Genomic DNA, 26700 nt, shown 5'->3' with positions numbered 1-26700 from the left:
GCTCGCGCCGTCTCTCGCCGCACTGTTTCCCGCTTCCCGCCCACGGCGACGCCACCCGTCGCCGCGGACGCGCTCACCCTGAATTTTCGACAACGACGTTTCGACAACCACCCCGGAGACAACCATGAAGCCCTTCACCCCGACGCTCAAGCAAGGCCTCGCCGCCGCCCTCCTCTGCGTGGCGGCCACCGCATCGCACGCGGCGGACCTGCTCGACACCGTCAAGCAGGCCGGCGTGCTGAAGATCGCGCTCGAAGGCACCTACCCGCCGTTCGACTACCGCAACGCCGAAGGACAACTCGAAGGGTTCGACGTCGACGTCGCGAAGGCCGTCGCCGCACGGCTCGGCGTGAAGCCGCAGTTCGTCACGACCGAATGGAGCGGGATTCTCGCCGGGCTGCAGGCCGGCAAGTTCGACGTGATCGTCAACCAGGTCGCGATCACGCCGTCGCGCCAGCAGGCGCTCGACTTCAGCATGCCGTACGTGTATTCCTCCGCGCAGCTGCTGCAGCGCCAGAACGACACGCGTGCATTCAAGTCGCTCGACGAGCTGAAGGGCAAGAAGGTCGGCGTGACGATGGGCAGCAACTACGTCGATCTCGTGAAGACCGTGCCCGCGATCGATCTGCAGGTCTATCCGGGTACACCGGAAAACCTGCGCGACCTCGCGGCGGGGCGTATCGACGCGGCGGTCAACGACCGCCTGATGCTGAGCTATCTGATCAAGAACTCGCACCTGCCGCTGCGCCCCGGCTCCGTGCTCGCCGGCGGCGAGGACCGCATGGGGATCCCGTTCCGCAAGGGCAACCCGAAGTTCGCGAAGGCGATCGACGATGCGGTCGCGTCGCTGCAGCAGGACGGCACGCTGAAGAAAATCTCGATGCAGTGGTTCGGCTCGGACACGACGAAACCGATCGCGCAATAACGCAGCCGTCACGCGGCCGCGCACACGCACGCGCGGGCCGGCCGCCACCTCGGCGCACACGACACACAATCAGGAGACACGCGATGGAAGCACTCGATCTGGTCATTCAAACCCTGCCCGTGATGGTGAAGGGCGCGCTGCTCACGCTGAAGTTCGCGGTGGCGTCGATGGCCCTCGGCCTCGTCGTCGGGCTCGTGGTCGCGATCATGCGGATCGGCAGCAACCGGCTCGCGTCCGGTCTCGCGCAGGGCTACGTCAGCCTGATGCGCGGCACGCCGCTGCTCGTGCAGATGTTCGTCGTCTACTACGGGCTGCCCGATCTCGGCATCACGCTCGATCCGACGACGGCCGGCATCTTCACGCTGACGCTCAACGCCGGCGCTTACCTGTCGGAAAGCATGCGCGGCGCGATCCTCGGCATCGGCCGCGGACAATGGGCGGCCGCGCACAGCCTCGGCCTCACGCATGTGCAGACGCTACGCTACATCGTCTGCCCTCAGGCGCTGCGCCTCGCGGTGCCGAGCCTCGGCAACACGCTGATCAGCCTGATCAAGGACACGTCGCTCGTGTCCGTCATCACCGTCACCGAGCTGCTGCGCTCGACGCAGGAAGTGATCGCCGCGACGTTTCAACCGCTGCCGCTCTACCTCGCGGCCGCCGCGATCTACTGGGTGCTGAGTACGCTGCTCACGCGGCTGCAGGGCCGCGTCGAGACGCGCCTCTCGCTGCCGTCCACGCATTGAGCATGCGCACCTCGTTCAACCCGAACCTCAATCACGGACAACCATGATTACGCTCGACAACGTTTCCAAGTGGTATGGCAAGCATCAGGTCCTTTCCGAATGCAGCGCGGCGGTATCGAAAGGCGAAGTGGTCGTCGTCTGCGGGCCGTCGGGCTCCGGCAAGTCGACGCTGATCAAGACGATCAACGGCCTCGAGCCATTCCAGAAAGGCAGCATCGTCGTCGACGGCATGCGGCTCGGCGATCCCGCCGCGAAACTCGCGCAACTGCGCGCACGCGTCGGCATGGTGTTCCAGCATTTCGAGCTGTTCCCGCACTTGTCGATCACCGACAACCTGACGCTCGCGCAGGTCAAGGTGCTCGGCCGTCGCAAGGACGAAGCGATCGAGAACGCGATGAAGCTGCTCGATCGCGTCGGCCTGAGGGCGCACGCGCACAAGTATCCGGGGCAGCTGTCGGGCGGGCAGCAGCAACGCGTCGCGATTGCACGCGCGCTGTCGATGAACCCCGTCGCGATGCTGTTCGACGAACCGACCTCCGCGCTCGATCCCGAGATGATCAACGAAGTGCTCGACGTGATGGTCGAGCTCGCGCGCGACGGCATGACGATGGTGTGCGTCACGCACGAGATGGGCTTCGCGAGGAAGGTCGCGCATCGCGTGATCTTCATGGACCAGGGCGCGGTGGTCGAGGATGCGGCGAGCGAAGCATTCTTCGCCGCGCCGCGCTCCGAACGCGCGCGCGACTTCCTCGACAAGATCCTGCACTGACCGCGCGACGGCTTCGCTCCGATTTGACCGACTTTCAAAGGACGACATCTTGAACCAACCGCACTCGACCGACACCCTGCTCGCTCACGAAGGCCGCGCGCACGGCCAGCCCGGCTCGCCGGTGAACCCGCCCGTGTATCGCCAGTCGACGCTGCTCTTTCACGGCACCGACGCGCTCGACGCGGTGCGCGGCACGCCGCTCGCGTACGGACGCCACGGCAGCCCGACCACACGTGCGCTCGAAAAGGCGCTCGCACGCCTCGAAGGCGCGCACGCCGCGCTGCTCACGCCGAGCGGGCTCAGCGCGATCACGACCGCGCTGCTCGCGGTACTGAACCCCGGCGACCATCTGCTGATGGCCGACTCGGTGTACGACCCGACCCGCTCGTTCTGCGACGAGACGCTCGCGCGCCTCGGTATCGAGACGACCTACTACGATCCGTCGATCGGCGCCGGCATCGCGTCGCTGATGCGGCCGAACACGCGCGCGGTCTTTACCGAATCGCCGGGCTCGCTGACCTTCGAAGTGCAGGACATTCCCGCGATCTGCCGCGTCGCGCACCAGCACGATGCAGTCGTGCTGCTCGACAATACGTGGGGCACGCCGCTGAATTTCCGCTCGTTCTCGCACGGCGTAGACGTGTCGATTCACGCGGCGACCAAGTACATCGCCGGACACTCCGACGTGCTGATGGGCGTGATCCTGACAACCGAGGCGCTCGCGCAGAAGGTCACGCGCTGCTACCGGCAGCTCGGGATGACCGTCAGCGGCGACGATGCGTATCTCGCGCTGCGCGGGCTGCGCACGTTGTCGGTGCGCCTCGAACGCCACCAGCGCAACGCACACGTGCTGACCGAATGGCTCGCGCGGCAGCCGGAAGTCGCGCAGATCCTGTATCCGGCCCGGCCGGGCGATGCCGGCCATGCGCTGTGGCAGCGCGACTTCACGGGCGCGTGCGGCTTGTTCGGCCTGGTGCTGCATCCGCAGCCCGACGATGCCGTGCGCGCGCTGCTCGACGGCATGACGTGCTTCGGCATGGGCTACAGCTGGGGCGGCTTCGAAAGCCTGATCATCCCGTCGAATCCGTCGCGCCACCGTACCGCGACGCCATGGCTGGCAGCCGGCCCGCTGCTGCGCATCCACGCAGGGCTCGAGCATCCCGACGACATGATCGCCGACCTCGACGCCGGTTTCGCGAGAATGCGTGCCGCCGCGGCCGCGCTCGCGGAAGCCTGACATCGGGCGCGTCGCACGCATCTCCCCGCACTCCCGTTTTTTTCAACGTCCGACCACCACTGATAGCGAGGCCATCATGAAAGACACGCTGTTCATTCTCCGCCCGGGTTTCTTCAAGGACTCCGAAGGTCCGTTCTACTGCGGCGATTCGGTTGCCGTCGAAGGGCTGCTGAGCTTCTATCCGCAGTTGCGCGACGCCGTCTCGGTCGAGTACGTCGACGCGCCGCGGCCGCGCCGGCCGATCGTCGCGCTGATCGGCGAGGACAACCAGTCCGCGCCGGTGCTCGTCCTGGGCGACGGGCAGGCGCCGAAGGACGACGCGGTCGGGATTCGCGAACACAACGGCCGCCGCTTCATCGATTCGCCGGCCGATATCCGGCGCTACCTGTCCTCGCAATACGGCGTCGCGCACGTCGCGTAAGCACGCCGGCGCCCGGTGTCGACGGGCGGCGCCGAACGGGGCGCGCGGCAGGCGCGGCCCGTTCGCCGTTTCCGGCACGCACGTCGCCGCGCGCGTGCGACGTACTCGGTCACGCGGCTCGCCGCGACCGATGGCCGGCCCGGGCACCCCGCGTCCGGCCCGATGGACTTCAACGCAACGCGACACCGGATGCTGGCACACACCGGGGCCCGCCGCGACCAGCCTCAGCCGGGCGAACTGCAGACGGGCGCGAACGCGAATGCCGCCGGCTCGGACGGCACGTGGCGTGCGAGCCACAATGCGGCCTCGGTCCGGTTGCTCACGCCGATCTGGCGGAACAGCGCATACAGGTGATTCTTGATCGTGCCTTCCGCGACGTTGAGCACGCGGCAGATCTGCTTGTTCGATTTGCCTTCGGCCAGCAGCCGCAGCACGTCGCGCTGGCGCGGCGTGAGACGCTCGAATGCGCGATCGTCCCCGGCCGGCACGCCGCCCGGGCGCGCCTGCGTCGCGCCGCCGTCGTTGGGCGGCACGTAGATCGCACCGGCCGCGACCCGGCCGAGCGCGTCCGCGAACTCGTCGGCGCTCGCGTGCCGGTCGATGATGCCGGCCGCCCCCGCCAGCAGCGCATCGGCAATCGTGCGGCGGCACACGGTGGCCACCACGCACAACCACGGCGCGCCGGCGAACGTCTCGTTCAGCACGCTCGGCCAGCTTGGCCGCGCGGCATGCTCGTCGCATTCGATCGTGATCGCCTCGACCGTCCCGGGCAGCAACGCGTCGCGCAAGCGCAAGACGTCCTCGGGACGGCGGGCCGACCACACATGCCAGTCGACATCGCGTTTACACAGTACGTCCGCCACGCCCGCGACGAATAACGGCGGGCTATCGATCATCAGAACGTTCATTGCGCGGTTTCCTCGAAATCGGGATGCTCGGTTTAGGTTTTTTTGCTTCCCTACCCGGCGTTTTTTTACCGCTCTTTTACCCGCCGCGCACTAGGCCCGTCGCTCCGTGACGAATGGCCTAATTCATCCACGCCGCGCGTACCGATGCCCGCCGAGGGCCGGCCATGGCCGCCGGACGTGACCGACGTCATATTTTGTAAACGTCTTCAATTTCCTAATGTAAATAAAGACAACGAATTTCCGTTGTCTTCAACACGAAGAGGAGTTTATTCATGGACGCGAATTTCATCGGCTCAGTGATTAACGCTTTACCCATGGACCAAATGATCGCCGGCCCGTTAAAGGCGATGATCAGCGCGCAGACGCAGGCCGCGAAGAGCTACGCGGATTTCCTGATGCAGGTCTGCATCCAGGGCGGCAAGGCCGTGGCCGTCCAGTTCGACTACGACGAGACGCTGGTGGACGAAGCCGGCGTGTCGAAGGGCGTCGTGCAGAAGACGATGCGCATCCCGCTGCTCGCGGCGATCGTCCATCCGATCATCGCGATCGAGGAAGGCACGATCGACTTCGAAATGGAGATTACGCAATCGGAGAAGTCGTCGTCGTCGACCGAGGCCGGCGGCGAATTCCAGGCGAAGTTCGGCTGGGGGCCGATCAGCGTCAGCGTGTCCGGGCGTGTCTCGCACAAGGCGGAGCAGACGCGCAGCACCGACACGCGCGCGAAATATTCGATCCATACGCAGGTGAAGCGCCAGTCGCCGCCCGAAGCGCTGATGCGCGTGATCGACTTCCTGACCGAAGCCGCGACCAAGCCGGTCGTCACGGAAGGCAACGCGAAGGCCGTGAAGCCGCTGCCGGCGACGCCGACCGACGGCAAGCTGGTCGGCGATGCGTCGGCGGCGGGCGGCGGCACGGCCGCGCCTGCCGGAGCCGGTTCGGATGCCCAGCAGCCGGCGCACGCGTAAGCGCGCGGGCCGGCCATGTTCAGGCTCTTCAGACGGTCTCGCCGCGCGGACGGCGGGCACGACGATGGGGATACGCGTCCGGGCGGCAGCACAGCCCGACCGGAACCGGACGCGACGGACCCGCCGCCGGCCGGTGCGGCGGCCGGCAATACCGGGACGGTCGCGGGCACCGGTGCCTCGGCGGCGGTAACCGCCGATCCGGTGCGCCACGTGCCGCCCGAGGCCTCCGGCTCGCCGGCCGGGGCCGCGCCGGGCACGCACGACGCACCGGGCACCGCGGCGCCCGGCGCGTCCGCCGGCGGCATGCCCCCCGCTCCGCCCGCCCCACCGGCGCCGCCGGGCATGCCGGCCGACGACGAGCGCCCGCCGCCACGCGGCATCGCGCTCGACGAAATCGCGCGCGGGATGCAGCACGCCGCGGCCGCCGCGAACCAACTGCTCGCGCACCAGTACACGGCCGTGCTCGATCAGTTCTTCGACCTGCGCGACGACGGCCTGCTCGCACCACGCGAGGTCACGGTCGCGCTCGACGCGGAGCACACGATGCCGGTGCCGCTCGTCGCGCTCGCCACGCCGCGCGGACTCGCGCTCGACCGGATGATCGTGCACCTGACCGTGCGCGGCGACTTCACCGAGGCGTTGCCGGCCGGCGGTGTCGCGGGCGACGACGACCAGCGCGGCCGCTTCTACGTGACGTTCGCGCCGCGCTCCGGGAAGAAGGACGCGCAGGGCAACGCGCGGCAGCGCGACACCGAGCACATCGACATCGAAATGCAGTTCGCGGCGCTGCCGCCGCCCGAAGCGATCATGCGCGTGATCGACGAATACACGCATCGCCTGGTGCCGCGCGCACGGCCGGGCAGCAAGGAGAACGACGATGGCGAACCAGCCTGAACACACCGGTGAGCAAGGCATCGCGCTGATCAAGCAGTTCGAGGGGCTGCGGCTCGCGCGCTATCTCGACGCGGTCGGCAAGCCGACGATCGGCTACGGGCACCTGATCCTGCCGCACGAGCGCTTCACACGACCGCTCACGCCGGCCGAAGCCGAGGCGCTGTTGCGGCGCGACCTGCGCGGCGCCGAGCTGAACCTGCGCAAGCTGCTGCGCGTGCCGGTCACGCAGCAGCAGTTCGATGCGCTGATGTCGTTCGTCTTCAATCTCGGCGCGGGACGGCTGCGTTCGTCCACGCTGCTGCGCTACCTGAACGCCGGCGCGTGCGCGCGTGCGGCCGACCAGTTCCTCGTCTGGAACAAGGCCGGCGGCAAGCCGCTCGCGGGGCTCACCAAGCGCCGCCAGGCCGAGCGCGCGCTGTTCAGGTCGTGAGCGCCGCGGCACCGCACCGGCCGAACGTCACGGGTCGCCGCGCATGTCGTTCGCGCCATTTCGCACGTCGTCGGCGGCACGTAAGCTGAAACCGTCGCTGAAGTCTTGCCGCATCCGTTCCAGCCGTTCGTCATTCGCCATTCGTTACTCGTCACGACAGGAGTCCCGCATGAACGTCACTCGCTCGCCCGGCCGCACGACGCCGCCCGGTTCCACCGTTTCGCGCACGCTGCGCCGCGTGCTCGGCGCCGCATGCGTCGCCGTTGCCGCAGTGGCGTCGGTCGCGCCGCACGCCGTCGCCGCCCCCGCCGATCCGCTGCCCGCATACGGCGCCGACCTCAAGCGCACGTCGGTGTCGGGGCTGTCGTCCGGCGGCTTCATGGCCGCGCAGTTCGACGTCGCGTTCTCGAGCCGGCTGATCGGCGCGGGCATCGTGGCGGGCGGGCCGTTCTACTGTGCGGGCGTGAACGAGTTGATCCCGCCGGCGGTGGCCGCCACCACGCTGTGCATGCAGCCGATCGGCCCCGCGCCATCCGCGGCCGATGCATGGCGCGCCGCGCGCATGTTCGCGCAGCGCGGCGAGATCGACGATCCGGCCGCGCTGCGTGGTCAGCGCATCTACGTGTTCAGCGGCGCGAAGGATACGGTGGTGTCGACGCGCGTCGTCGACCAGACCGCGCGCTTCTACACGCTCGCGCAGGTCCCGGCCGCGAACCTCCAGTACCGCGAATCGCCGGACGCCGGGCATGCGTTCATCACGAACCGCCCCGAAGACAACACATGCAGCGCGAACGCGAGCCCGTATATCGACAACTGCGGCTTCCAGCAGGCGCACGACATCGTGCGCTGGATCTACGGCACACCTGACAAGCCGCTCAATCCGCCGGCCGCTCAGGCAGGCGGCAAGCTGCTGAAGTTCGATCAGCGCGCGTTCGATCCGCAGCGCGGCGCGTCGCTCGGCGACACGGGCTACGCATACGTACCGGCCGACTGCGAGCGCGTGGCCTGCGCGGTGCACGTGGTGTTCCACGGCTGCGTGCAGAACGTCGCTGCCGTCGGCGAGAAGATGATTCGCGGCGTCGGCTACAACGAGATTGCCGATACGAACCGGTTGATCGTGCTCTATCCGCAGGTCGAAAAATCGGCCGTCAATCCGCTCGGCTGCTGGGATTTCTGGGGCTATACGAGCACCGATCCGCTCCACCCCGGCTTCTACCGCCGCGACGCGCCGCAGATGGCCGCCGTGATGCGGATGGTGCAGCGCCTCGGCGCCGCGCGTCAGTAATCCACGTATCGGCCGCCATCGCGCCGTCACCGCCCCTTCATCACGAGGAATCGCCATGTTCTCCACGTTCATCGCCCAATGGGAACGCGCGCACGCCGACGCGCTCCAGCAGTTCGGCAAGGTCGCCGCGCAGGCGACCGGCACCGGCTGCACGCCCGGCGGCCCCGCGTGGCGCGCGTTCGCGCACACCGCGCTGCTCGCCGGCCACCGTTACACCGATGCCTGCCAGGCCGCGACCGACGCGTTGTGGCGCGGCCAGCTCGAACGGTTCGCGCCCGGCAGTTCGGCCGCCGCGGTCAAGGAGCTCGCGGCACTGAACGCCGATCTCGCGACACGCGTCACACAGAGCCATCTGCAGCATGCGGGCGCGATGGCCGACGCGGCCGCGCAATATCTCGACGATCTCGGCCGCACGCGCGGCCCCGCCGATGCCGTGATGGCGCTCGGCCGCTTCGCGGGCGACCTTCAGGCCCAGGCGCGTGCACATGCGCTGCACGTCGCGTCGCTCGCGAACGGCGTCGCGCCCGCGCTTGCGCAGTGGGCCGACCGCACGCTGCGCGACGATCGCGGCACGTCCGATCAGGAGCAGGCGTCATGAACATCAAGCTCCGCTTCGTCAACCGCTCGAACGACTGCGGCAACAGCGAGGTCGTGCTGTTCCAGCGCGACGTGATCCCCGATCTCGACGCATTCGCGATCGCGTGGAAGGTGATCCGTTATTGCGGACGCGACTGCTTCCATCCGTTCGACTACTCGACCGACATCGACGTCGCGCTCGGCGACGAGCACGGCAACTTCTCGCCGCGCGTCACGGCGCCCGCCGGCGTGCGCTTCGTGGTCGACGCGCAGCCGACGGGACGCGGCCGGCTCGTGCCCGACCCGGCCGACGCACCGGGCGGCGACATCGAGGTCGTCAACCGGCTGCGGCGCGGCGCCGTGAACGTCAACGCGTTCAGCGCGGGCCGGCTGATCGCGGTGAAGGAAGCGGTCGCGCCCGGGCAGAAGGCCGTGTTTCGCTTCACGCCGACGCTGTGGATCGGCGTGGCGTCGCAGATACAGGAAAGCCGCGCGCTGCACGCGGCGGTGCTATCAAGCGCGAACACGCTTCTGCCGCTGGCGGGCGTCGCCGCGGCCGACATCGTGATGACGGGCGGCGGCACCGGCACCGACGCGCAGCCGTTTGCATTCGCGCTCGAACACATCGTGCGCGCGTAGCGCCGCCAGACACGGATTGAACCGGCTTGACGGCACGGCTTCGCGGCCGGGCCGGCGGGAAAGGTGTGCGGCAGACCGACTGCCGTCTTTTCAAACTCAAGGAGCAACGACGTGGATATCCAACTGAACCTGATCAACCGCTCGAACGACGCCAACAACTCGAGCGTCGTGATCTTCCAGAAGAACGTGGCGACCGACTTCGACGAACTCGCGATCGCGTGGAAGGTGATCCGCAATTGCGGCCAGGGCGACAACCATCCGTTCAAGTTCCCGATGACGATGAGCGTGAGCGCGAGCGACAGCTGGGGCAACTACATGCCGCAGCAGGTCGCCTCGAACGGCCAGGTGTTCCAGGTCGTGCGCTCGAGCTCGGGCGACGTGCTGCAACTCGGCGGGGACCCGGGCGCGAGCTCCGAGGTGCAGGTGCGCAACGACCTGCCGGCCGGCGCGATCAACGCGACGATCTACAAGGACGGCAGCGCGCTTGCGCGCAAGACGTCCGTCGCGCCGGGCCAGAAGGCCGTGTTCCAGTTCAAGCCGACGATCTGGATCGGCGTCGCATCGCAGATCGAACAGGGTGCGCTGATGAATTCCGCGGTGATCTCCGACATCAACACGGAACTGTCGCTGCTCGGCATTGCGAGCGCCGACATCGTGATGACCGGCGGCGGCCCCGGCCCGCGCTCGATGCCGTTCACGTTCCGGCTGGAAAACGTGGTGATGGCGTAACGGTTCGTGCGCCGGCGATGCACGGCCGGCGCCCATTCAATCAGTTATCCAAATCGAACCAAGGTGACTCATGGACATCAATCTCAACTTCGTCAACCTGTCGAACGACGTCAACAACAGCCAGATCGTGATCTTCCAGAAGAACGTGTCGACCGACTTCGACGAGCTCGCGATCGCGTGGAAGGTCATCACCAACTGCGGGCGCGGCGACAACCATCCGTTCGTGTTCCCGATGCTGACGACCGTCTCCGCGAGCGATGCCGACGGCAACTACATGCCACAGAAGCGCGCGGACAACGGACAGGTCTTCAACGTGTCGCGCTCGACGTCGGGCAACGTGCTCGCGTTGGCCGGCCCGGCGCCGACGTCGCGCGAGATCCAGCTGCGCAACGACCTGAGCCAGGGGGCGATCACCGCGTCGGTCTTCAAGGACAACCGGCTGCTCGCGCACAAGACGGGCATCGTGCCGGGGCAGAAAGCCGTGTTCGAGTTCAAGCCGACGCTGTGGATCGGCACGGCGTCGCAGATCGAACAGGGCGCGGTGATGAATTCGGCCGTGCTGTCCGACATCAACACCGAACTGTCGCTGCTGGGGATCAAGAGCGCGGACATCGTGATGACGGGCGGCGGCGGCGGCACCACCGCGACCGCGTACCAGTTCCGGCTCGCGAACGTGGTGATGGGGTAAGCCGCAAGCCGCGCCCGCGCGACGGCGAACGGGTGGCACCCGTCACGTCGTCGCGCGCCGGCGCGTCAGCCCGCGCGCTGCACGGGCGCCATCTTCGAGAAGTACTTCGCCCCCGCGACGCAGCCGACAACCACGGCCGTCACGGCGAGCATCGACGGCGGCACCGTCTCGTGCAGCAGCCCGGCCGCGAGCAGGAAACCGAAGAACGGCTGCAGCAACTGAAGCTGGCCGACGCCCGCGATCCCGCCGAGCGCGAGGCCGCGATACCAGAACACGAAGCCGATCAGCATGCTGAACAGCGACACGTACGCGAGCCCCCACAGCGCGGCAGCGTCGACGCCGTCGAACGTCGCGGGCCACGTGAACCACGCGAGCGGCAACATCACCGGCAGCGACAGCACGAGCGCCCACGAGATCACCTGCCAGCCGCCGAGCTGGCGCGACAGGCGCGCGCCTTCCGCATAACCGAGCCCGCATGCGACGATCGCGGCCAGCATCAGCGCATCGCCCACCACCGACGCACTTCCGCCGTTGCGCAGCGCGAACGCGGCCACCGCCCCGCTACCGACCAGCGAGAAGATCCAGAACGGCAGCCGCGGCCGTTCGCCGCCACGCCAGACACCGAACAGCGCGGTCGCGAGCGGCAACAACCCGACGAACACGATCGCATGCGCGGACGTCACGTGCTTGAGCGCGAGCGCCGTCAGCAACGGGAAACCGACCACGACCCCGAGCGCGACGACGACGAGCGACGCGGTCTCGGTACGCGTCGGCCGCTTCTGTTTCAGCGCGACGAGCAGGATCAGGCCGAGCACGCCGGCGATCGTCGCGCGCGCGAACGTGAGGAACAGCGGGTCGAGCCCCTGCACCGCGACGCGCGTCGCGGGCAACGAGCCACTGAAGATGATCACGCCCAGCAGGCCGCTGAGCCATCCGTCGGTCGTCTTTTGCACGGGAAATCCTGATCGGAAAAAGGTGAATGACCGATGATCCGCCGCCCGTGAAAAGCGCGTAAGCTACAGCCCAATACAATTCGGACAAACTGTACTGGACAACCGTCTGTACAGTTCCCTCTCGCCATGAGCCGTTCCATGCAAGCCCCTGCTCCGCCCGCGCCGTCGCGCACCCGCGTGGAAACGGTGATGGACACGCTGCGCGCACGGATCGCGAGCCGCGCGCTGATGCCCGGCGCGCGCGTGCCGTCGATCCGGATGATGGCCGACTCGCTGCACGTGTCGAAATCGACCGTCGTCGACGCATACGAGCGGCTCGCGAGCGAAGGCGTGCTCGTCGCGCGGCGCGGCTCCGGCTTCTACGTGTCCGGGCACGCGCCGCCGCTCGCGCTCGCCGAACTCGGCCCGCGCCTCGATCGCGAACTCGATCCGCTGTGGCTGTCGCGCCAGTCGCTCGAGGCGGCGCCGAGTTCGGTGAAGCCGGGCTGCGGCTGGCTGCCGTCGTCGTGGCTGCCGGACGAAAGCCTGCGACGTGCGCTGCGCGCGGTGTCACGCGACGAAACCGACGCGCTGACTGACTACGCGACGCCGCTCGGGCTGCCCGCGTTGCGCCAGCAGTTGGCGTGGCGGCTCGCGCAGCACGGCGTCCATGCGGAACCCACGCAGATCATGCTGACCGACGGCGGCACGCACGCGCTCGATCTCGTGTGCCGGCTGCTGCTGGAGCCGGGCGACACCGTCGTGCTCGACGATCCGTGCTACTTCAACTTCCAGGCGCTGCTGCGCGCGCATCGCGCGCGCATCGTCAGCGTGCCGTACACGCCGAACGGCCCCGATCTCGCACGCTTCGAGCAGGTGCTTGCCGAGCATCGGCCGCGCCTGTACATCACCAACGCGGCGCTGCACAACCCGACCGGCGCGACGCTCGCGCCGCCGGTCGCGCACCGCCTGCTGACGCTGGCGGCCGAGCACGGCCTGCTGATCGTCGAGGACGACATCTTCGCGGATTTCGAGAGCACGCCCGCGCCGCGCCTCGCGGCATTCGACGGGCTGTCGCGCGTCGTGTCGATCGGCAGCTTCTCGAAGACGCTGTCGGCCGCAATCCGCTGCGGCTATGTCGCGGCGCGCCCCGAATGGATCGACGCGCTCGTCGACCTGAAGCTCGCGACGTCGTTCGGCAATGCGCAGATCGGCGCGAACATCGTGCACCGGCTGCTGATCGACGGCACCTACCGGCGCCATCTCGACGGCCTGCGTGCGCAGCTGGCCGATGCGATGGGCGAAACGATCCGGCGGCTCGCGCGCGCCGGGCTCGGGATCTGGACCGAACCGCGCGGCGGCCTGTTCGTATGGGCGGAACTGCCCGACGGGCTCGATGCCGCGCGCGTGGCGCGTCATGCACTCGACCACGATGTGGTGCTCGCGCCCGGCAACGTGTTCAGTGCGTCGCACGGCGCGACGTCGTTCATGCGCTTCAACGTGTCGCGCTGCAAGGGGCCGGCGGTGTTCGATGCGCTGGCGCGGGCGATGGAGGCAACGCGTGCGGCGGAGCGCAGCGGTCGCACACTGGCCGGCGACCGATGAACATCCACGGCGGCGGAGCGCACGAACGCCCCGCCGTCGCCCTCACATTTGCGCCGCGTGCGCCCTCGCCCGCACCTCGGCGAACGTCGTATCGACCAGCATTCTCCCCGTATCGAACACCGTTTCGAGCGCCTCGTCCCATTCGCCTTCCAGCGCGCGATCGTCCCATGCGACCGGCAGCGTCACCGTCCGGTATTCGCCCGTGCGCCGATTGCGCAGCAACGTGAGCCGCCCCTTCTTCGAGCGCTTGCCCTGATCCGTGACCGGATCCTTGCGGACGTCGTGCCATACGTCGCCACGACGGATCGCCGAACACTTCATCGCGAAGCGCTGCGTATCGCGGTTCACCTGCTGCAGCAGCGCGCCGCCCATGCCAAACACGACGTTGCCGGCCGCATAGCCTGCGTCGTCGAGCGCGGAGAGAATCGCGTCGATCGACAGCTCGTCGACGCCGTCACCCTGGATCACGCGGACATGGTTCAACACGCGCCGTCCCTTGCCGTTCACGGACGATCCGAACGATGCGTCGAGCGCGCGCACGGTCTGCAGCACGATCGCCACGGGGTCGCCCGAATCGGGACGCACGACCAGCGTCGCACCCGAATCGATCACGGCTTGCCGAAGCTCGCCGCCCCACATCTCGAGTGCGGCGAACAGATCGTAGGAGTCCGACACAACTGACACGATCGCGCCGGGCAGACCGAAGCGGGCGATCATGTTGCGATACGCATCGGCTTCGTGCTCGCGCCCCCAGGACGTGATCGTGCTGTGCTCGGCCGCCGGCACCGAATACGCGGCCATCGGCTCGCGATAAAAGCGGTTCGCGGCCAGCACGCCGAGCACCGTGTCCGAACCCATGAAGCTCACGAGATGCGCGGCGCCGCCGATCGCGGCCGATTCCGCGCTCGATACGCCGCGCGCGCCGAAGTCGTGCAGCTTGAACGGCAGTTGCGCGAGATCGTCGTCGGTCTTCTCGAGAAAGCGTCGGATCGTCTGCCGCAGGTGCCAGCTGCGCGTCGCGACCGTCACCGGGTACCACACGCGCAGCAGCATCGTCTCCAGATACGACGCGAGCCAGAACACCTTCGGGTCGTCGCATTCGACGGTCATCAGCACGTTGTGCACCGGCACGATCGAACCCTCGGGCACCGCGCGAATCTTCACGGGCAGGTAGCCGTCGTAGTGCTCGACGATATGGCGCCAGCCGTCCTCGTTGAACGGCTCGCCATGCACCGCGAAGAAATCGCGGGCTTGGTCGATCATCGCGTGCGTGACGGGCCGGCACAGATATTCCTTCAGCAGCATCTGCAGGCCGAAGAACAGCGTGCGGTCGTAGCGGCCGCCGCGCGACTCGACGTACGAGAACATCGCCTGCGCGTCGGGCGGATATTGCAGGAAGTGGGAAGCCTTGTACGAATCCGTGTTGAGGATCGGATTGGCGAGAACCGCGGCAAAGCCGCCGGGATCGTTTTGCATGGCTAGAGCTCCTCTAGGCCGTTGAAGTGCCGCCGCGTCTGTCGCGACGGACCGGAATCCGGGGAATCAGCGCGTCACAGCTTCCCCAGGAAGTGATACGCGATCTCGAAGTGATCCTCGAACATCACGTTGCGCATCTGCGCGAATTCGTTGAGCGGCACCCAGCGCGCCTTGTCGGCGTCGTCGCTGCCCTTCACGCGCGGCAGCTCGCCGGTCGGGAAGTTGAACAGGCACGCGTGCGTGATCGTGCGGCCGCGCAGCGAGCGGGCCGGATGATCGAACACCTGGCGATCCTTGATCGAGCCGCGCAGCACGGGCTCCGGCAGCTTCAGGCCGGTTTCCTCGCGCAATTCGCGGATGCACGCCGCGTCGAGCCGTTCGTCCTGGTTCACGAACCCGCCCGGCAGCGCCCACAGGCCGCGGCCCGGTTCGCTGCGCCGGCGCACGAGCAGGATATGGCCCGAGTGCACGACCACCGCGTCGACCGTCACGAACGTGACCGGATACGGTGCGGCCGACCATGCCTTGCGATACGCGGCGATGAATTCGGCCTCGGCCTTCAGCTGCGCGAATTGCGGCTGCGTGCGGAAATGCTCGAGCCAGCCGAACACGGGTTCCGGCACGGCCCATTGCACGAAGCTGTTGGTGCGTTCTGCGAAATACTGGTCGCGGATTTCGGTGGCGGAGATGTCTTCGGTCGCATCGACGTCGACGAGCTCCCATTGCGGGAACATCCGCAGGTAATACGACGTGGCGTCCTTTTCGTGGCCGATCAGCCCGACCTTGCGCTGCGCGACGTCGCCGAGCGCGGCGGCCACCGCATCCTGCACCCAGCGCACCCAGTCGCCGTCGTTGTACGTCGAATCCTGCACGGGCGCGACCGTCACGCGCTCGCGCTCGGACGGCTCGAGCAGCGAGGCCAGCATCTGGCAGCGCTCGTCGAACGAGAACGGATCCTTGATGGTGCGGGGCTTGTCGGTCGACCCGATCAGCACGCACACGCGCTCGGCCCGGCTCAGTGCCGACTTCAGCACGTTCAGGTGACCACGATGCGGGGGCTGGAAACGACCAATGAAAACGAGCGCGTCGAAGCGCCGGTTCTGTTGCGTACTCATGAGGCTCCCTCAAGAGATTGAAACGCTTCGGGTCTGTCCCGAAGGCATGGAATCGATCGTAGGGGAATTCCCGCAGAAGGTCAATCGAGCACGCGCTCGACTTGACGAAGTCTGACGAAATGCGCGGCACCGGCGCGGTACACTCGATTTCATCCTAATCCGCGCCCTGGCGCCCGCCATCCATCATGAGGATCTCAGTCAGCCGGACCGTCGGCGTCGATCGCAGACGCCTCTTCACGTGGTCGCAGGACTACGCGCGGCGGCTCGTATGGGACAGCTTCCTCACCGACGCCTATCTGCTCGACGAAACGACGGCCGACGTCGGCGTCGACGCGTTCTGCCGTAGTCAGTCGGGCGCGACGATGGTGTCGCGCTACATCTCGTACCGCCCGCCGCAGGTCGCCGCCGTCGAAATGGTCGAAGGGCCGAAGGTGCTCGAACGCTTCAGCGGCAGCTGGAACTTCACCGAACACACGCCGGGTTCGACCGAAGTGAAATTCACCTACCACTTCCGCGCGCAGCCGTCCTGGCTGCGCTGGCTGCTCGAACCGCTGATCGGCGCGTTCTATCTCGTGCACACGCGCCGGCGCCTCGATTCGTTCAAGCGCTGGGCCGAAGCGGAGGCGTTGCTGCGCTGAGAGTCGCTCACGCGATGCCGCGCGCCACCTGCTGCCGGACCTGCGCCCGCGTACCGAGCGCAGCGGCGATCGCATCGACCGCATCGGCCGCGCGTGCTGCGCCGCACATGAACGCATCGACGGCCGCGAAGCAATGCTCGGGCCACGTATGGATCGTGATGTGAGATTCGGCGAGCAGCACGACACCCGTCACGCCATGCTCGCCGCCGAAATGATGAAAGTGCGCACCGATCACGCGCGCGCCTGCCCGTTGCGCTGCTTCGGTCAGGATCGTTTCAAGCCGTGCGGCGTCGCGCAGCAGCGCCGCGTCGATGCCGGCCAGGTCGGCCAGCACGTGCGAGCCGAGCATCGCACGCGGCGCGGCGAGACCGTCGCGCGCGGTCATTTGTGCGACCCGTACGACGAGTAGCCGCTGCGCGCCGACGAACTGCCCCACCCGCTGCCACCCGACCCGCCGCCGCCGAGCGACGCGCAGCTGAACAACGTGACGACGATCAGCCCGTAAAGTCCGTAGAGGATGTAGCGCATTACGCGTTGCCCCCGTCCGACGCGAAACCCTTCCACAGCCATTCAGGCAGCCACAGCACCAGCAGGCCGACCAGCACGTAGACGGTGCGGCCGCTGAACGAGAACAGCGAGTCCATGTTGAAAATCACGAGCAGCGCGCTGAACACCCACGGCAGCGGCGCGAAACTGTGCGGGTGTTTCCCGCCGAACAGGCCCGTCGACGCGGTGGCGCCCGTCGCAGCCGCCGTCGCGAGCGCCGGCGTGCCGAAGCGCTCGGCCAGCGCGCTGCCCGACAGCGGCCGCGCGCGCGACCAGACGATTTCCGCGGCGCTGCGCTCGCGCGTCAGTTTGTCCTTCTGCCAACCGTAATCGATGATCGACGTGCGATCGCCCACCTGCACGCGCCAGTTGAACGCGCCCACCACGTAGACGACCTCCGATTCATACGCCTCGCGCAGGCGGTAGGTCTTGCCGCCGTCGGTCACGTCGGACTCGCCGCCGATCGTCGGCCAATGGTCGAGCACCTGCACGCGTTCCCAGCGCCCTTCGCTCTGCACGAGCCACAGGAAGCCGCGCTTCGGGTTCAGCAGCAGGTATTCGTCCCACGTCTCTTCGTCGCCCGGCACGCGGCATCGCATCATGCCGATCACCGTGTACTTCACGCCGTCGAACGTGCCGATTGCACCGAGCTCCAACGCACCCTTCACCGATTCGAGCTTGCGCTGCGCCGCGAACACGGTCTGCTGCTCGGCCGTACACTGCACGCCAGCATGACAACTGCCGCACACGACGTAATCGGCCACGTTCGGCGCATAAGACAGCGGCGCGCCGCAGCTCGGGCACGCGAACGGCACCATCTCCGCGCCGCGCTTCTCGCGCGTATCGGTCTCGGTATCGCGCAACCCGGTGAACGCGAGCGCGTCGAACTCCAGTGCCTCGCCCGTATAGACGGCGGGGCTCCCGCCGTTCGCATCGGCGTCGGAATAGTCGAAGGTCGCGAACGCGTTGCCGGTGCGCAGGTCGACGACGCGCGCTTCCCAGCCCGCGTCGACGCGGAACGGCAACTCGCCGTCGCCGCCCGTGCAGCGCGCGGTGCGCACGTCGGACACGAGAAACGCGCGGCCGCCGTGGTCGATCCGCATGCCCGGTTCCAGCGTGCCGAACGCCGGCCACGCGCCGCCGGACGCGTCGTCGGGCTCGCGCACCGTGACCGCATACTGGCCCGACGCATCCGACAGCCAGCCGAACGCGCCGTCGTCGAACACGACGTACCACTCGCTCCACGCGCCGGCGTCGTAGGTCATCTGGAGGCGGCCGAGCACCGTGAACGCGCGCTTGCCGTAGCGTCCGGCCGTGCCGATCTGGATCGGCGACGCGTCGTCGAGCACCGTGGCCAGCTCGCCGATGCGCTCGACGTCGGTGCCGCGCTTGAGCAGCGTGCTGCGACAGAACGCGCAGACGGCCATCACCGCCGCCGCCGAGCGAAACTCGACCGGCGCGCCGCACTGGGGGCACGAAGTGCTGAACATGCGCGACGCTTACCGTGTGAGCTTCGCGAGGATTTCCGCCTTCGCGCGCGAATAGTCCTCTTCGGTCACGAGGCCCTTGTCGAGCAACGCCTTCAGTTGTTCGAGACGCTGCACGTAATCGGTTCCTTCGGCCGGCGCGGCCGGCTGCGCGGCGGCGACCGGTGCCACGGCGGGTGCGGGTGCAGGTGCGGCCTGCGCCGGTTGCGCGGCGCCCGCGATCTGGCCGGCCATCGCCTGCCCGATCGCCGCGCCGGCCGCGAGCCCCGCGCCGACGCCCGCGATGCCGCCCGGGTTCTGCGCGGCCAGCGGGATTGCCTGTGCCGTCTGGTATTGCGTCGCGCGGGCGAGATCGCCGGCCATCCCCGCGCCGATTCGCAGGTCGAGCGCCTTCTGCAGCTCGGCCGGCAGCGATACGCTTTCGACCGCGAACGCATCGAGCGCGAGGCCGTAGCGCGTGAACACCGGGACCAGCGCCTCGGCGACGCGTTGCGACAGCAGCGTCTGGTTCGCGGCCATGTCGACGAATGGCACGTCGGCCGAGCCGAACGTCGTGCTCATCGCTGTGACGACCAGATTGCGCAGCTGCTGTTCGAGATCGTCGACCGTGTACTGCGCGCGCGTGCCGCTCACCTCGCGGTGGAACGCGGCCGCGTCGACGATCCGGTACGAGTAGATGCCGAACGCGCGCAACTGCACGAAGCCGAATTCGCGATCGCGGATCGTCACCGGCTGCGCGGTGCCCCAGCGCCGCCCGAGCTGCAGCCGCGTGCTGAAGAAGTAGACATCCGACTTGAAAGGCGACTGAAAGAACTTGTCCCAGTTCTTCAGATACGTAAGCACCGGCAGCGTGCGCGTTTCCAGCTTGTACAGGCCGGGCTGGAACACGTCGGCGACCTTGCCTTCGTTGACGAAGATCGCGACCTGCGTTTCGCGCACGGTCAGCTGGCCGCCGTACTGGATCTCCTGGTCTTCCATCGGATAGCGCCAGGCCAGCACGCCGTCGGTGTCTTCCGTCCATTGCAGGACGTCGATGAACTGCTTGCGGATAAACGAACCCAGACTCATGTCGGTCTCCTCGCGCGCGGGCGCGTCAGGTCAGGCAGGCGGCATTGATGATGCCGACGACGAGCGACGCGGCGCCCATCAGGCCGCCCATCGCGACGTTGCGATCCTCGATCGCATGGTTCATGCCGGGAATCAGCCGGGTCAGCACCGCATAGGTGACGAGCTGCACGGCCATCGCGCCAACGGCCCACAGCATGACTTCGCCGAGCGTCGAGTTGTGCGCGATGCTGGAGGCGAGCGTCAGGCAGAAGCCGATCAGCGCACCGCCGAACGACAGCGTCGCGGCCGCGTTGCCATCGCGGATCAGTGCCAGTTCGTCGAACGGGGTGACCTTCAGGTACACTGCCGCGAACACGAAAAGCAGCACGAACGCCGACAGCAAATGAACCGCATAAAGATAGGCACTATTCATTCTTTTCCTCGGATTTTGTGCTCGGTTCGCCGCCCCCTCGCCGGCCGGCCCATGGCGGGCCGCCCTACTGAAATCCGCGCCAGTATAGCCACATTGACGAGCCCTGCACAACGGACGCGCCATGCTGCATAAGCGCGCGCTCGTCCTGTCGATCCTCGTGCTCGCGTCGTGCGGGCTCGGCTACGAACTGATCAGCAGCGCGCTGTCGAGCTACCTGCTCGGCGATTCGATCCTGCAGTTCTCGTCGGTGATCGGCTGCTACCTGTTCGCGATGGGGATCGGCTCGTGGCTCGCGAAGTTCGTCGAGGACGACGACGTGCTCGACCGCTTCGTCGACATCGAGCTGCTCGTCGGCCTGCTCGGCGGCGTGTCGGCAGCGCTCCTTTTCGCGGTGTTCGCGTGGCTGGCCGCGCCGTTCCGCGCGGCGCTCTATGCGCTCGTGCTCGCGCTCGGCCTGCTGATCGGGATGGAGATCCCGCTCGTGATGCGCGCGTTCCAGCAGCGCCGCCAGGCGTTTCGCCATACCGTCAGCGAGGTGCTGACCTTCGACTATCTCGGCTCGCTCGCCGTGTCGCTGATCTTCCCGCTCGTGCTCGCGCCGCGTCTCGGCCTGTTGCGCACGAGCTTTCTGTTCGGGCTACTGAACGCATTCGTCGCGCTGTGGACCACGCACCTGTTCCGCGACGAGATCCGCAACGTGCGCGGCAAGCTGATGCGCGCGTCGCTCGTGATCGGACTGCTCGTCACCGGCTTCGCGCTGTCGGACCGCATCACACACTGGGCCGAGCACGGCGTATACGGCGACGAGACGATCTATTCCGAAACGACGCCATACCAGCGCATCGTGCTCACGCAATGGCACGACGACATGCGGCTGTACCTGAACGGCAACCTGCAGTTCTCGTCGCGTGACGAGCATCGCTATCACGAGGCGCTGATCCATCCGACGATCGAGGCGCTGCCGTGGGCGAAACGCGTGCTCGTGCTCGGCGGCGGCGACGGCCTCGCGGTGCGCGAACTGCTCAAGCACCGCAACCTCGAACGGATCACGCTCGTCGATCTCGACCCCGCGATGACGAAGCTGTTCTCGACCTCCGCGCCGCTCGTGAAACTGAACCAGGGCGCACTGAAGGACCCGCGCGTGCAGGTGATCAACGACGACGCGGTGCGCTGGCTCGAATCGAATGCCGACGTGTACGATGCGATCGTCGTCGACTTCCCCGATCCGACCAACTTCGGGCTCGGCCGGCTGTATTCGGTGCCGGTGTTCCGGCTGCTCGCCCGCCACCTGTCGGAAAACGGCTATGCGGTGATTCAGTCGACGTCGCCGTACTTCGCGCCGCACGCGTACTGGACGATCATCGCGACGCTGCACGAAGCCGGGCTCAACACGTGGCCGTACCACTGCTACGTGCCGTCGTTCGGCGACTGGGGCTTCGTGATCGCGGGCAAGCGCCGCGACTTCGCCGTGCCGACGCGCTATTCGGTGCCGACGCGCTGGCTCGACGCGCAGACGGCCGCCGAGATGTTCCATTTCCCGGCCGACATGCCGGCGCTGCCGATGTCGCCGAACGAACTCAACGACCAGCCGCTCGTGCGCCGCTTCGACGACGACTGGAAGCACGTGCTGCGCTGATGGATCGCCGCACGTTCCTCCTCGCGTCCGCGGCCGCGTCGCTCGCCGCGTGCGGCCGCACCGGCTGGATCGAGACGACGCCGCGCGTCGGCTACCCCGGCATGCGCGAAGGTCACGCGCTGCGAGATCTCGCAGCGCTGCCACCGCCGTCCGGCACGATCGAGACCGACGTCGCGATCCTCGGCGCGGGCGCGGCCGGCCTGTCGTGTGCGTGGCAGCTTGCGCGCGCCGGTCACACGCGCTTCGTCGTGCTCGCCGGTCCCGAATTCGGCGGCAATATGGCCGGCGGCCGCTTCGGCGAGCTCGGCTATCCGAAGGGCGCACACTACCTGCCGCTGCCCTCGCTCGAATCCGCGCATCTGCGCGACATGCTCGCCGATCTCGGCGTGATCGAATCGGCGGCGTTCTCCGCGCACCCCGCATACGACGAACGCGCGCTCGTGCACGCGCCCGACGAACGGCTGTTCATCGCCGGCCAGTGGCAGGACGGCATCGTGCCGACGACCGGCCTCGACGACGCCGCGCTCGCGCAGCAAACACGCTTCTTCGCATACACCGACAGTTTGCGCACCGCGCGCGGCGCGGACGGCCGCAAGGTGTTCTGCATCCCGATCGCTGAATCGTCGCGCGATCCGCGCTGGCGCGCGCTCGACCGGCGTTCGTTCAAACAGTGGCTGCTCGACGAGGGCTACACCGCGAGCGCGCTGCACTGGTACCTGAACTACTGCTGCCGCGACGATTACGGCGCGGGCTACGAGCACGTGTCCGCGTGGGCCGGCCTGCACTACTTCTCGTCGCGCGGCGCTCACGCGAGCGATGCGGGCGACGGCGCGGTGCTGACCTGGCCCGACGGACTGCACACGATGGCGACGAAGCTGGGCGACTCGATCACCGCGCGCACCGACTCGAACACGTGGTCGCGGGACGGCTTCGCCGTTCGCGCGACCGAACGCAAAGGCGGCGTCGACGTGCTGTGCGCGCGCGTCGCCGACGACGGAACGCTGACGACGTTCACGCTGAAGGCGCGGCGGGTCGTCAGCGCGATGCCGCTGTTCGTCGCGGCGCGCGTGTTTCCGCAGCTTCACGCATACGGCTTCGATCCCGTGCGCGACCTGCCGCCGCGCGCGCCGTGGCTCGTGTCCAATTTCCTGCTCGACGGGATGCCGGCCGAGGAAGCCGGCGTGCCGCTCGCATGGGACAACGTCGTCTACGACGGCGCGGGGCTCGGCTATGTCGTGTCGACGCACCAGCTGATCCGGATGTCGCCGCCGACGCGCTCGGTGTTCTCCGCCTATCAGGCGCTGAGCGCGCGCTCGCCGGACGACACGCGTCGCTGGCTCGCGCAGGCGAAACCCGACGCGCTGCGCGAGCAGGCGGCGATCGACCTGCAGGCCGTATACGGACGCGAGCTGTGGAAACATGCGACCGCGCTCGAGATCACCGTGCGCGGCCACGCGATGGCGACGCCCGACGTCGGTTTCCTGAGCCGGCCGGGGCTGCTCGCGCTGCGTGAGGCAGACGGCCCCGTCGTGTTCGCGCATGCGGACCTGTCCGGGCTGTCGCTGTTCGAGGAAGCGTCGTACTGGGGCATGCTCGCCGCCCGGCGCATGCTCGCCTGATTGCCGGCTCGCGCCTTCCGTGCGGCAGTGGTCATTGCGTCATTGCGCCGCCGCCGGCAACCGCTATAATCGCGCGACATTCCGACTGCATTGAGCAGGCCGACGGTGCGCGCCATGCGACGCGCCGCATGTCCTCCTCGACAACAATAATGACAAACCGAACCGTTCGACGCCTTCGCCCGTTCGTGCGCGCCGCCGCGCGCCTGCTCGCGTGCGCCCCGCTGCTGGGCGTGCCGCCGGCGCTGCATGCGGCCGATGCCGCAAGCCCGGATGCGCAGCCGGCCTCCGGCCGCTACGTCGTCGTCGACACCGGCCATACGCCGGCCCACCCGGGTGCCACCGGCGCCAGCGGCCGCGTCGAATACCGGTACAACCTCGACCTGTCCACCGCCGTCGCGGAGAAGCTCGCCGCGCACGGCGATCGCGTGCTGCGCACGTCGGCCGACGGCCGCGAGATCGCGCTCGACCAGCGCTCGACGCAGGCGCCCGACGCGAACCTGTTCGTGTCGATCCATCACGATTCGATGCAGCAGCAGTTCATCGACGCGGGGCGGCAACGCGAATTCCGCGGGTTCGCCGTGTTCGTGTCGGAGCGCAATCCGCACTACGCGGAAAGCCTGCGTTGCGCAAAGGCGATCGCCGAGCGGCTGGTCGCGGCCGGTGAACGTCCGTCGCTGTATCACGCGCAGCCGATCAAGGGCGAGAACCGTCCGCTGATCGATCCACAACTCGGCATCCACCGCTTCGATGATCTCGTCGTGCTGCGCACCGCGCCGATTCCGGCCGTGCTGGTCGAGGCCGGCGTGATCGTCAATCCCGACGAGGAAAAGCGGCTCGCGCAGCGCGAAACGATCCAGCGCCTCGCCACCGCGATCGCGAGCGGGATCGACGTCTGTACGGCGACCAGGTAAAGGTAACGCCCGTTGGTTTCAACGGTTTTCACCCAGTGAGGAGGAGTCCCATGAAGAAGAAGAATCTGCTCGTATCCTGCGCGCTGCTTGCGCTCGCCGTGCCGTTCGCCGCGCATGCGGCCGGCTGCGGCAAACCGCGCAGCGCGTTCGACCAGGTGTACTGCAGCAGCAACGAGTTCTCGCAGCTCGACCGCGAACTGAACGACGAGTACGGCCGCGTGCGCAAGCAGTTGAGCGGCGACCAGCAGGCCAAGCTGAAGACGGGCCAGCTCGCGTGGATGAAGCAGCGCGACGACCGCTGCAGCGAAACGCGCGACGACGGCTATCTCGTGAACCTGCAATGCGCGATCGACTTCACGCAATCGCGCCTGTCGTTCCTGCGCGAACGCGAGCGCGAGTGCTCGAGCACGGGGTGTGTGACGGCGAAGCTCGGGGAGTAAGGGCTTTTTCGCATGCCGCGCCGCGAAGCGCTTTGCGGCGCGGCGTGTCGTGCCCTTGCGGTTCCGCCACTTCGGCACCGCGAAAGGAGCGGCGATGCGACTTAAATGCTCTGAAGTCCTCAATGATCTGAACACGATGAAGATCGACATCCGCGCCGCCACGCCCGACGATGCCCCGGCCATCGCCGCCATTCACGTCGCATCGTGGCAGGCCACCTACCCGGGCATCATGCCGGCGTCGTTCCTCGCCGGCCTGTCGGTCGAAAAGCGCACCGCTTCGTGGTGCCACGCGCTCGGCGCAGGACGGCCGCGTGTCGCGCTCGCCGTCGCGCAAAATGGGCCGACGGGCTGGATCGCCTACGGGCCGACGCGCGACACCGACAAGGATCGCACCTGGGGTGAAATCGAAGCGATCTACCTGCATCCGTCGCATTGCGGGCAACGCGTCGGCGCGGCACTCGTCGACCATGCCTGCCGGGCGCTGCACGACATGGGCCATGAATGGGTGTCGCTGTGGGTGCTGGTCAAGAACCATCGCGCCCGCGCGTTCTACGAACGCGAGGGTTTCGTCGCCGAAGACGACATCAAGACGTTCGAGATCGACGGTGCGCCGATCGACGAAGTGCGCTACTGGCGCGCACTGCTGAAGCGATCGTCATGACGGCATCGCTTCCGCCACCGCAAGCCGCGCCTGCATCAACTGCAGCAACGCGCGAATCTTCGCGTTGACGGAATTGCGGCTCGAATAGGCCGCCAGCAGTTCGAGCGGCGCCGGCACCATCTCCAGCGGCACGCGCACCAGCCGCCCGGCAGCCAGTTCGGCCGCGCATCCGCGTTCGACGAGAATCGCGAAGCCGATCCCGTTCACCGCCGCCAGACCCGCCATTTCCCCGCTATTGACGCGATACCGGCTGGTGACCGGAATCTTGTGAATCCGCCCGTCGCCGTCGGCGAACTGCCACGGCTGCCCTTTCAGCGTGCTCAGCGTCGTGATGCACGGCAACTGCCTGAGCTGCTCCGTCCGCGTCGGCATGCCCGTGCGTTCGATCAGCGACGGCGCAGCCACGACGACGCTCGGCAAGCTGACGAGCGGCCTGACGACGAACGCGCTGTCGTCCAGCCTTCCGCGATTGACGATGATCGACAGGTCGATATCGTCGCGCAGCGTCGGGACGCCCGCGAGGCGCGTGTCGCAATCGATTTCGACACGCGGGTGGCGGCTCGCGAATTCCGCGACGATCGGCCCGAGCATACGCGGCCCGATCTCGCCGGGCACGCATAGCTTCAGCACGCCGCGTAATTCCGTCTGCTGCGAGGTCAGTTCGAATTCAGCATGCGTCAGCGCATCGAGCATCGGCTTTGCGCGCTCGTGCAACAGGCGTCCGGCCTCCGTCATGCGCAAGTGCCGCGTGCTGCGCTCCAGCAGCCGCACGCCGAGCCTCGATTCCAGCTGCGCCACATGGCGGCTCACGTTGGAACCGGGTATCGACAGTACGCGTGCGGCGCCGGCAAAGCTGCCTTCGTCGACGACCGACACGAACACGCGCACCGCGTTCAGATCCAGCTTGCTGCGCATCATTATCCCGTTTCAGGTATCAAAGCTCGC

Annotated in this window: 30 protein-coding genes; 20 read left to right on the top strand and 10 right to left on the bottom strand. The window is 67.9% G+C overall.

Translation table 11 applies throughout. The features are described from left to right. The first annotated feature begins 124 nt into the window (after positions 1-124). The 5 genes from DIE08_RS05595 (at position 125) to DIE08_RS05575 (ending at position 4095) form a co-directional block, all read left to right on the top strand. Positions 125-925: a transporter substrate-binding domain-containing protein gene (locus DIE08_RS05595; protein ID WP_124628104.1), complete on the top strand. Its 801-nt coding sequence runs from the start codon at positions 125-127 to the stop codon at positions 923-925. 83 nt (positions 926-1008) lie between these two features. Next, positions 1009-1668, top strand: a complete 660-nt coding sequence (locus DIE08_RS05590; protein WP_059600099.1) for an amino acid ABC transporter permease — start codon at positions 1009-1011, stop codon at positions 1666-1668. A 43-nt stretch (positions 1669-1711) separates the two neighbouring features. Beyond that, on the top strand, positions 1712-2437 hold the full coding sequence (locus tag DIE08_RS05585) for an amino acid ABC transporter ATP-binding protein (protein ID WP_059468348.1): 726 nt from the start codon (positions 1712-1714) through the stop codon (positions 2435-2437). A 49-nt stretch (positions 2438-2486) separates the two neighbouring features. After that, positions 2487-3674, top strand: a complete 1188-nt coding sequence (gene metC / locus DIE08_RS05580) for a cystathionine beta-lyase (RefSeq protein WP_124901239.1) — start codon at positions 2487-2489, stop codon at positions 3672-3674. A gap of 76 nt (positions 3675-3750) precedes the next feature. After that, positions 3751-4095 (top strand): DUF3088 domain-containing protein, encoded by a 345-nt coding sequence (locus tag DIE08_RS05575; protein WP_124628100.1) that lies wholly within the window; start codon positions 3751-3753, stop codon positions 4093-4095. Positions 4096-4319: 224 nt separating this feature from the next. Here the strand turns inward: DIE08_RS05575 and DIE08_RS05570 are convergent, their stop codons facing one another. After that, the gene (locus DIE08_RS05570; RefSeq protein ID WP_059600102.1) at positions 4320-5003 is read right to left on the bottom strand and encodes a response regulator transcription factor; all 684 of its coding nucleotides are present in this window, start codon (positions 5001-5003) and stop codon (positions 4320-4322) included. Between the two features lie 272 nt (positions 5004-5275). Between DIE08_RS05570 and DIE08_RS05565 the strand changes: the two genes are divergently transcribed. The 8 genes from DIE08_RS05565 to DIE08_RS05530 all read left to right on the top strand — a co-directional run bounded on the left by DIE08_RS05565 (position 5276) and on the right by DIE08_RS05530 (position 11209). Beyond that, entirely contained in the window at positions 5276-5968 is a 693-nt protein-coding gene (locus DIE08_RS05565; protein WP_059685956.1) for a DUF2589 domain-containing protein, read from the top strand. A gap of 15 nt (positions 5969-5983) precedes the next feature. Then, the gene (locus tag DIE08_RS36040; protein WP_260436461.1) at positions 5984-6862 is read left to right on the top strand and encodes a DUF2589 domain-containing protein; all 879 of its coding nucleotides are present in this window, start codon (positions 5984-5986) and stop codon (positions 6860-6862) included. Further along, positions 6846-7292, top strand: coding sequence for a lysozyme (locus DIE08_RS05555; RefSeq protein ID WP_124901238.1), 447 nt, complete (start codon positions 6846-6848; stop codon positions 7290-7292). Before DIE08_RS36040 ends, DIE08_RS05555 begins: the two co-directional genes overlap by 17 nt. A gap of 169 nt (positions 7293-7461) precedes the next feature. Then, positions 7462-8577, top strand: coding sequence for a poly(3-hydroxybutyrate) depolymerase (locus DIE08_RS05550; RefSeq protein ID WP_124901237.1), 1116 nt, complete (start codon positions 7462-7464; stop codon positions 8575-8577). Between the two features lie 55 nt (positions 8578-8632). After that, entirely contained in the window at positions 8633-9175 is a 543-nt protein-coding gene (locus tag DIE08_RS05545; protein ID WP_124901236.1) for a hypothetical protein, read from the top strand. Further along, complete coding sequence (locus tag DIE08_RS05540) at positions 9172-9792, top strand: hypothetical protein (protein WP_124901235.1); 621 nt, start codon at positions 9172-9174, stop codon at positions 9790-9792. The genes DIE08_RS05545 and DIE08_RS05540 overlap by 4 nt, the downstream gene beginning before the upstream one ends. Before the next feature lie 111 nt (positions 9793-9903). Beyond that, a complete protein-coding gene (locus DIE08_RS05535; protein ID WP_059600108.1) occupies positions 9904-10521 on the top strand; it encodes a hypothetical protein in 618 nt (205 codons plus the stop codon). 70 nt (positions 10522-10591) lie between these two features. Continuing rightward, positions 10592-11209: a hypothetical protein gene (locus DIE08_RS05530; RefSeq protein ID WP_059600109.1), complete on the top strand. Its 618-nt coding sequence runs from the start codon at positions 10592-10594 to the stop codon at positions 11207-11209. 65 nt (positions 11210-11274) lie between these two features. Here the strand turns inward: DIE08_RS05530 and DIE08_RS05525 are convergent, their stop codons facing one another. Further along, positions 11275-12162 (bottom strand): DMT family transporter, encoded by an 888-nt coding sequence (locus DIE08_RS05525; protein ID WP_059600110.1) that lies wholly within the window; start codon positions 12160-12162, stop codon positions 11275-11277. Positions 12163-12288: 126 nt separating this feature from the next. Here DIE08_RS05525 and DIE08_RS05520 point away from each other — a divergent pair, with 126 nt between their 5' ends. After that, positions 12289-13746: a PLP-dependent aminotransferase family protein gene (locus DIE08_RS05520; RefSeq protein WP_124901234.1), complete on the top strand. Its 1458-nt coding sequence runs from the start codon at positions 12289-12291 to the stop codon at positions 13744-13746. A 42-nt stretch (positions 13747-13788) separates the two neighbouring features. On the opposite strand, the gene DIE08_RS05515 is transcribed toward DIE08_RS05520, so the two are convergent. Further along, positions 13789-15222 carry a nicotinate phosphoribosyltransferase gene (locus DIE08_RS05515; RefSeq protein WP_124901233.1) on the bottom strand — a complete coding sequence of 478 codons (1434 nt, stop codon included), beginning with the start codon at positions 15220-15222 and terminating at the stop codon, positions 13789-13791. A 74-nt stretch (positions 15223-15296) separates the two neighbouring features. Continuing rightward, entirely contained in the window at positions 15297-16337 is a 1041-nt protein-coding gene (locus DIE08_RS05510; RefSeq protein WP_059685934.1) for a bifunctional nicotinamide-nucleotide adenylyltransferase/Nudix hydroxylase, read from the bottom strand. A gap of 185 nt (positions 16338-16522) precedes the next feature. Here DIE08_RS05510 and DIE08_RS05505 point away from each other — a divergent pair, with 185 nt between their 5' ends. Further along, a complete protein-coding gene (locus DIE08_RS05505) occupies positions 16523-16975 on the top strand; it encodes a type II toxin-antitoxin system RatA family toxin (RefSeq protein WP_124901232.1) in 453 nt (150 codons plus the stop codon). Between the two features lie 7 nt (positions 16976-16982). On the opposite strand, the gene speD is transcribed toward DIE08_RS05505, so the two are convergent. The 5 genes from speD to DIE08_RS05485 are packed head-to-tail and all read right to left on the bottom strand — an operon-like array spanning position 16983 to position 20488. Beyond that, entirely contained in the window at positions 16983-17360 is a 378-nt protein-coding gene (gene speD / locus DIE08_RS05500; protein WP_124901231.1) for an adenosylmethionine decarboxylase, read from the bottom strand. Beyond that, entirely contained in the window at positions 17357-17503 is a 147-nt protein-coding gene (locus tag DIE08_RS35510) for a hypothetical protein (protein ID WP_175815984.1), read from the bottom strand. Before DIE08_RS35510 ends, speD begins: the two co-directional genes overlap by 4 nt. After that, entirely contained in the window at positions 17503-19011 is a 1509-nt protein-coding gene (locus tag DIE08_RS05495; protein WP_124901230.1) for a DUF4178 domain-containing protein, read from the bottom strand. The genes DIE08_RS35510 and DIE08_RS05495 overlap by 1 nt, the downstream gene beginning before the upstream one ends. A 9-nt stretch (positions 19012-19020) precedes the next feature. Beyond that, positions 19021-20076 (bottom strand): SPFH domain-containing protein, encoded by a 1056-nt coding sequence (locus DIE08_RS05490; RefSeq protein ID WP_124901229.1) that lies wholly within the window; start codon positions 20074-20076, stop codon positions 19021-19023. Positions 20077-20101: 25 nt separating this feature from the next. Further along, positions 20102-20488 (bottom strand): DUF350 domain-containing protein, encoded by a 387-nt coding sequence (locus DIE08_RS05485; RefSeq protein WP_057929417.1) that lies wholly within the window; start codon positions 20486-20488, stop codon positions 20102-20104. Between the two features lie 121 nt (positions 20489-20609). Here DIE08_RS05485 and DIE08_RS05480 point away from each other — a divergent pair, with 121 nt between their 5' ends. The 5 genes from DIE08_RS05480 (at position 20610) to DIE08_RS05460 (ending at position 25755) form a co-directional block, all read left to right on the top strand. Continuing rightward, on the top strand, positions 20610-22124 hold the full coding sequence (locus DIE08_RS05480; protein WP_124901228.1) for a polyamine aminopropyltransferase: 1515 nt from the start codon (positions 20610-20612) through the stop codon (positions 22122-22124). Then, on the top strand, positions 22124-23743 hold the full coding sequence (locus DIE08_RS05475) for an NAD(P)/FAD-dependent oxidoreductase (protein ID WP_124901227.1): 1620 nt from the start codon (positions 22124-22126) through the stop codon (positions 23741-23743). Before DIE08_RS05480 ends, DIE08_RS05475 begins: the two co-directional genes overlap by 1 nt. 149 nt (positions 23744-23892) lie before the next feature. Next, on the top strand, positions 23893-24654 hold the full coding sequence (locus tag DIE08_RS05470) for an N-acetylmuramoyl-L-alanine amidase (protein ID WP_124901226.1): 762 nt from the start codon (positions 23893-23895) through the stop codon (positions 24652-24654). A gap of 50 nt (positions 24655-24704) precedes the next feature. Further along, a complete protein-coding gene (locus tag DIE08_RS05465) occupies positions 24705-25094 on the top strand; it encodes a lysozyme inhibitor LprI family protein (RefSeq protein WP_124629632.1) in 390 nt (129 codons plus the stop codon). A 136-nt stretch (positions 25095-25230) separates the two neighbouring features. Continuing rightward, complete coding sequence (locus tag DIE08_RS05460) at positions 25231-25755, top strand: GNAT family N-acetyltransferase (RefSeq protein WP_260436460.1); 525 nt, start codon at positions 25231-25233, stop codon at positions 25753-25755. On the opposite strand, the gene DIE08_RS05455 is transcribed toward DIE08_RS05460, so the two are convergent. Next, positions 25750-26670: a LysR family transcriptional regulator gene (locus tag DIE08_RS05455; protein WP_124901296.1), complete on the bottom strand. Its 921-nt coding sequence runs from the start codon at positions 26668-26670 to the stop codon at positions 25750-25752. The genes DIE08_RS05460 and DIE08_RS05455 overlap by 6 nt on opposite strands. Positions 26671-26700 lie beyond the last annotated feature (30 nt).

This window comes from Burkholderia sp. Bp9004 (assembly GCF_003858025.1).
Classification (GTDB): domain Bacteria; phylum Pseudomonadota; class Gammaproteobacteria; order Burkholderiales; family Burkholderiaceae; genus Burkholderia; species Burkholderia diffusa.
Note: the sequence above shows the minus strand (reverse complement) of the source record. Positions and strands in the feature narration are given on the sequence as shown.

What these genes read in the sequence shown, in the direction of transcription:
- DIE08_RS05595 (WP_124628104.1), top strand. Translation starts at nt 125, where the DNA reads ATGAAGCCCTTCACCCCGACGCTCAAGCAAGGCCTCGCCGCCGCCCTC.
- DIE08_RS05590 (WP_059600099.1), top strand. Translation starts at nt 1,009, where the DNA reads ATGGAAGCACTCGATCTGGTCATTCAAACCCTGCCCGTGATGGTGAAG.
- DIE08_RS05585 (WP_059468348.1), top strand. Translation starts at nt 1,712, where the DNA reads ATGATTACGCTCGACAACGTTTCCAAGTGGTATGGCAAGCATCAGGTC.
- DIE08_RS05575 (WP_124628100.1), top strand. Translation starts at nt 3,751, where the DNA reads ATGAAAGACACGCTGTTCATTCTCCGCCCGGGTTTCTTCAAGGACTCC.
- DIE08_RS05570 (WP_059600102.1), bottom strand. Translation starts at nt 5,003, where the DNA reads ATGAACGTTCTGATGATCGATAGCCCGCCGTTATTCGTCGCGGGCGTG.
- DIE08_RS05565 (WP_059685956.1), top strand. Translation starts at nt 5,276, where the DNA reads ATGGACGCGAATTTCATCGGCTCAGTGATTAACGCTTTACCCATGGAC.
- DIE08_RS36040 (WP_260436461.1), top strand. Translation starts at nt 5,984, where the DNA reads ATGTTCAGGCTCTTCAGACGGTCTCGCCGCGCGGACGGCGGGCACGAC.
- DIE08_RS05555 (WP_124901238.1), top strand. Translation starts at nt 6,846, where the DNA reads ATGGCGAACCAGCCTGAACACACCGGTGAGCAAGGCATCGCGCTGATC.
- DIE08_RS05550 (WP_124901237.1), top strand. Translation starts at nt 7,462, where the DNA reads ATGAACGTCACTCGCTCGCCCGGCCGCACGACGCCGCCCGGTTCCACC.
- DIE08_RS05545 (WP_124901236.1), top strand. Translation starts at nt 8,633, where the DNA reads ATGTTCTCCACGTTCATCGCCCAATGGGAACGCGCGCACGCCGACGCG.
- DIE08_RS05540 (WP_124901235.1), top strand. Translation starts at nt 9,172, where the DNA reads ATGAACATCAAGCTCCGCTTCGTCAACCGCTCGAACGACTGCGGCAAC.
- DIE08_RS05530 (WP_059600109.1), top strand. Translation starts at nt 10,592, where the DNA reads ATGGACATCAATCTCAACTTCGTCAACCTGTCGAACGACGTCAACAAC.
- DIE08_RS05520 (WP_124901234.1), top strand. Translation starts at nt 12,289, where the DNA reads ATGAGCCGTTCCATGCAAGCCCCTGCTCCGCCCGCGCCGTCGCGCACC.
- DIE08_RS05515 (WP_124901233.1), bottom strand. Translation starts at nt 15,222, where the DNA reads ATGCAAAACGATCCCGGCGGCTTTGCCGCGGTTCTCGCCAATCCGATC.
- DIE08_RS05510 (WP_059685934.1), bottom strand. Translation starts at nt 16,337, where the DNA reads ATGAGTACGCAACAGAACCGGCGCTTCGACGCGCTCGTTTTCATTGGT.
- DIE08_RS05505 (WP_124901232.1), top strand. Translation starts at nt 16,523, where the DNA reads ATGAGGATCTCAGTCAGCCGGACCGTCGGCGTCGATCGCAGACGCCTC.
- speD (WP_124901231.1), bottom strand. Translation starts at nt 17,360, where the DNA reads ATGACCGCGCGCGACGGTCTCGCCGCGCCGCGTGCGATGCTCGGCTCG.
- DIE08_RS35510 (WP_175815984.1), bottom strand. Translation starts at nt 17,503, where the DNA reads ATGCGCTACATCCTCTACGGACTTTACGGGCTGATCGTCGTCACGTTG.
- DIE08_RS05495 (WP_124901230.1), bottom strand. Translation starts at nt 19,011, where the DNA reads ATGTTCAGCACTTCGTGCCCCCAGTGCGGCGCGCCGGTCGAGTTTCGC.
- DIE08_RS05490 (WP_124901229.1), bottom strand. Translation starts at nt 20,076, where the DNA reads ATGAGTCTGGGTTCGTTTATCCGCAAGCAGTTCATCGACGTCCTGCAA.
- DIE08_RS05485 (WP_057929417.1), bottom strand. Translation starts at nt 20,488, where the DNA reads ATGAATAGTGCCTATCTTTATGCGGTTCATTTGCTGTCGGCGTTCGTG.
- DIE08_RS05480 (WP_124901228.1), top strand. Translation starts at nt 20,610, where the DNA reads ATGCTGCATAAGCGCGCGCTCGTCCTGTCGATCCTCGTGCTCGCGTCG.
- DIE08_RS05475 (WP_124901227.1), top strand. Translation starts at nt 22,124, where the DNA reads ATGGATCGCCGCACGTTCCTCCTCGCGTCCGCGGCCGCGTCGCTCGCC.
- DIE08_RS05470 (WP_124901226.1), top strand. Translation starts at nt 23,893, where the DNA reads ATGACAAACCGAACCGTTCGACGCCTTCGCCCGTTCGTGCGCGCCGCC.
- DIE08_RS05465 (WP_124629632.1), top strand. Translation starts at nt 24,705, where the DNA reads ATGAAGAAGAAGAATCTGCTCGTATCCTGCGCGCTGCTTGCGCTCGCC.
- DIE08_RS05460 (WP_260436460.1), top strand. Translation starts at nt 25,231, where the DNA reads ATGAAGATCGACATCCGCGCCGCCACGCCCGACGATGCCCCGGCCATC.
- DIE08_RS05455 (WP_124901296.1), bottom strand. Translation starts at nt 26,670, where the DNA reads ATGCGCAGCAAGCTGGATCTGAACGCGGTGCGCGTGTTCGTGTCGGTC.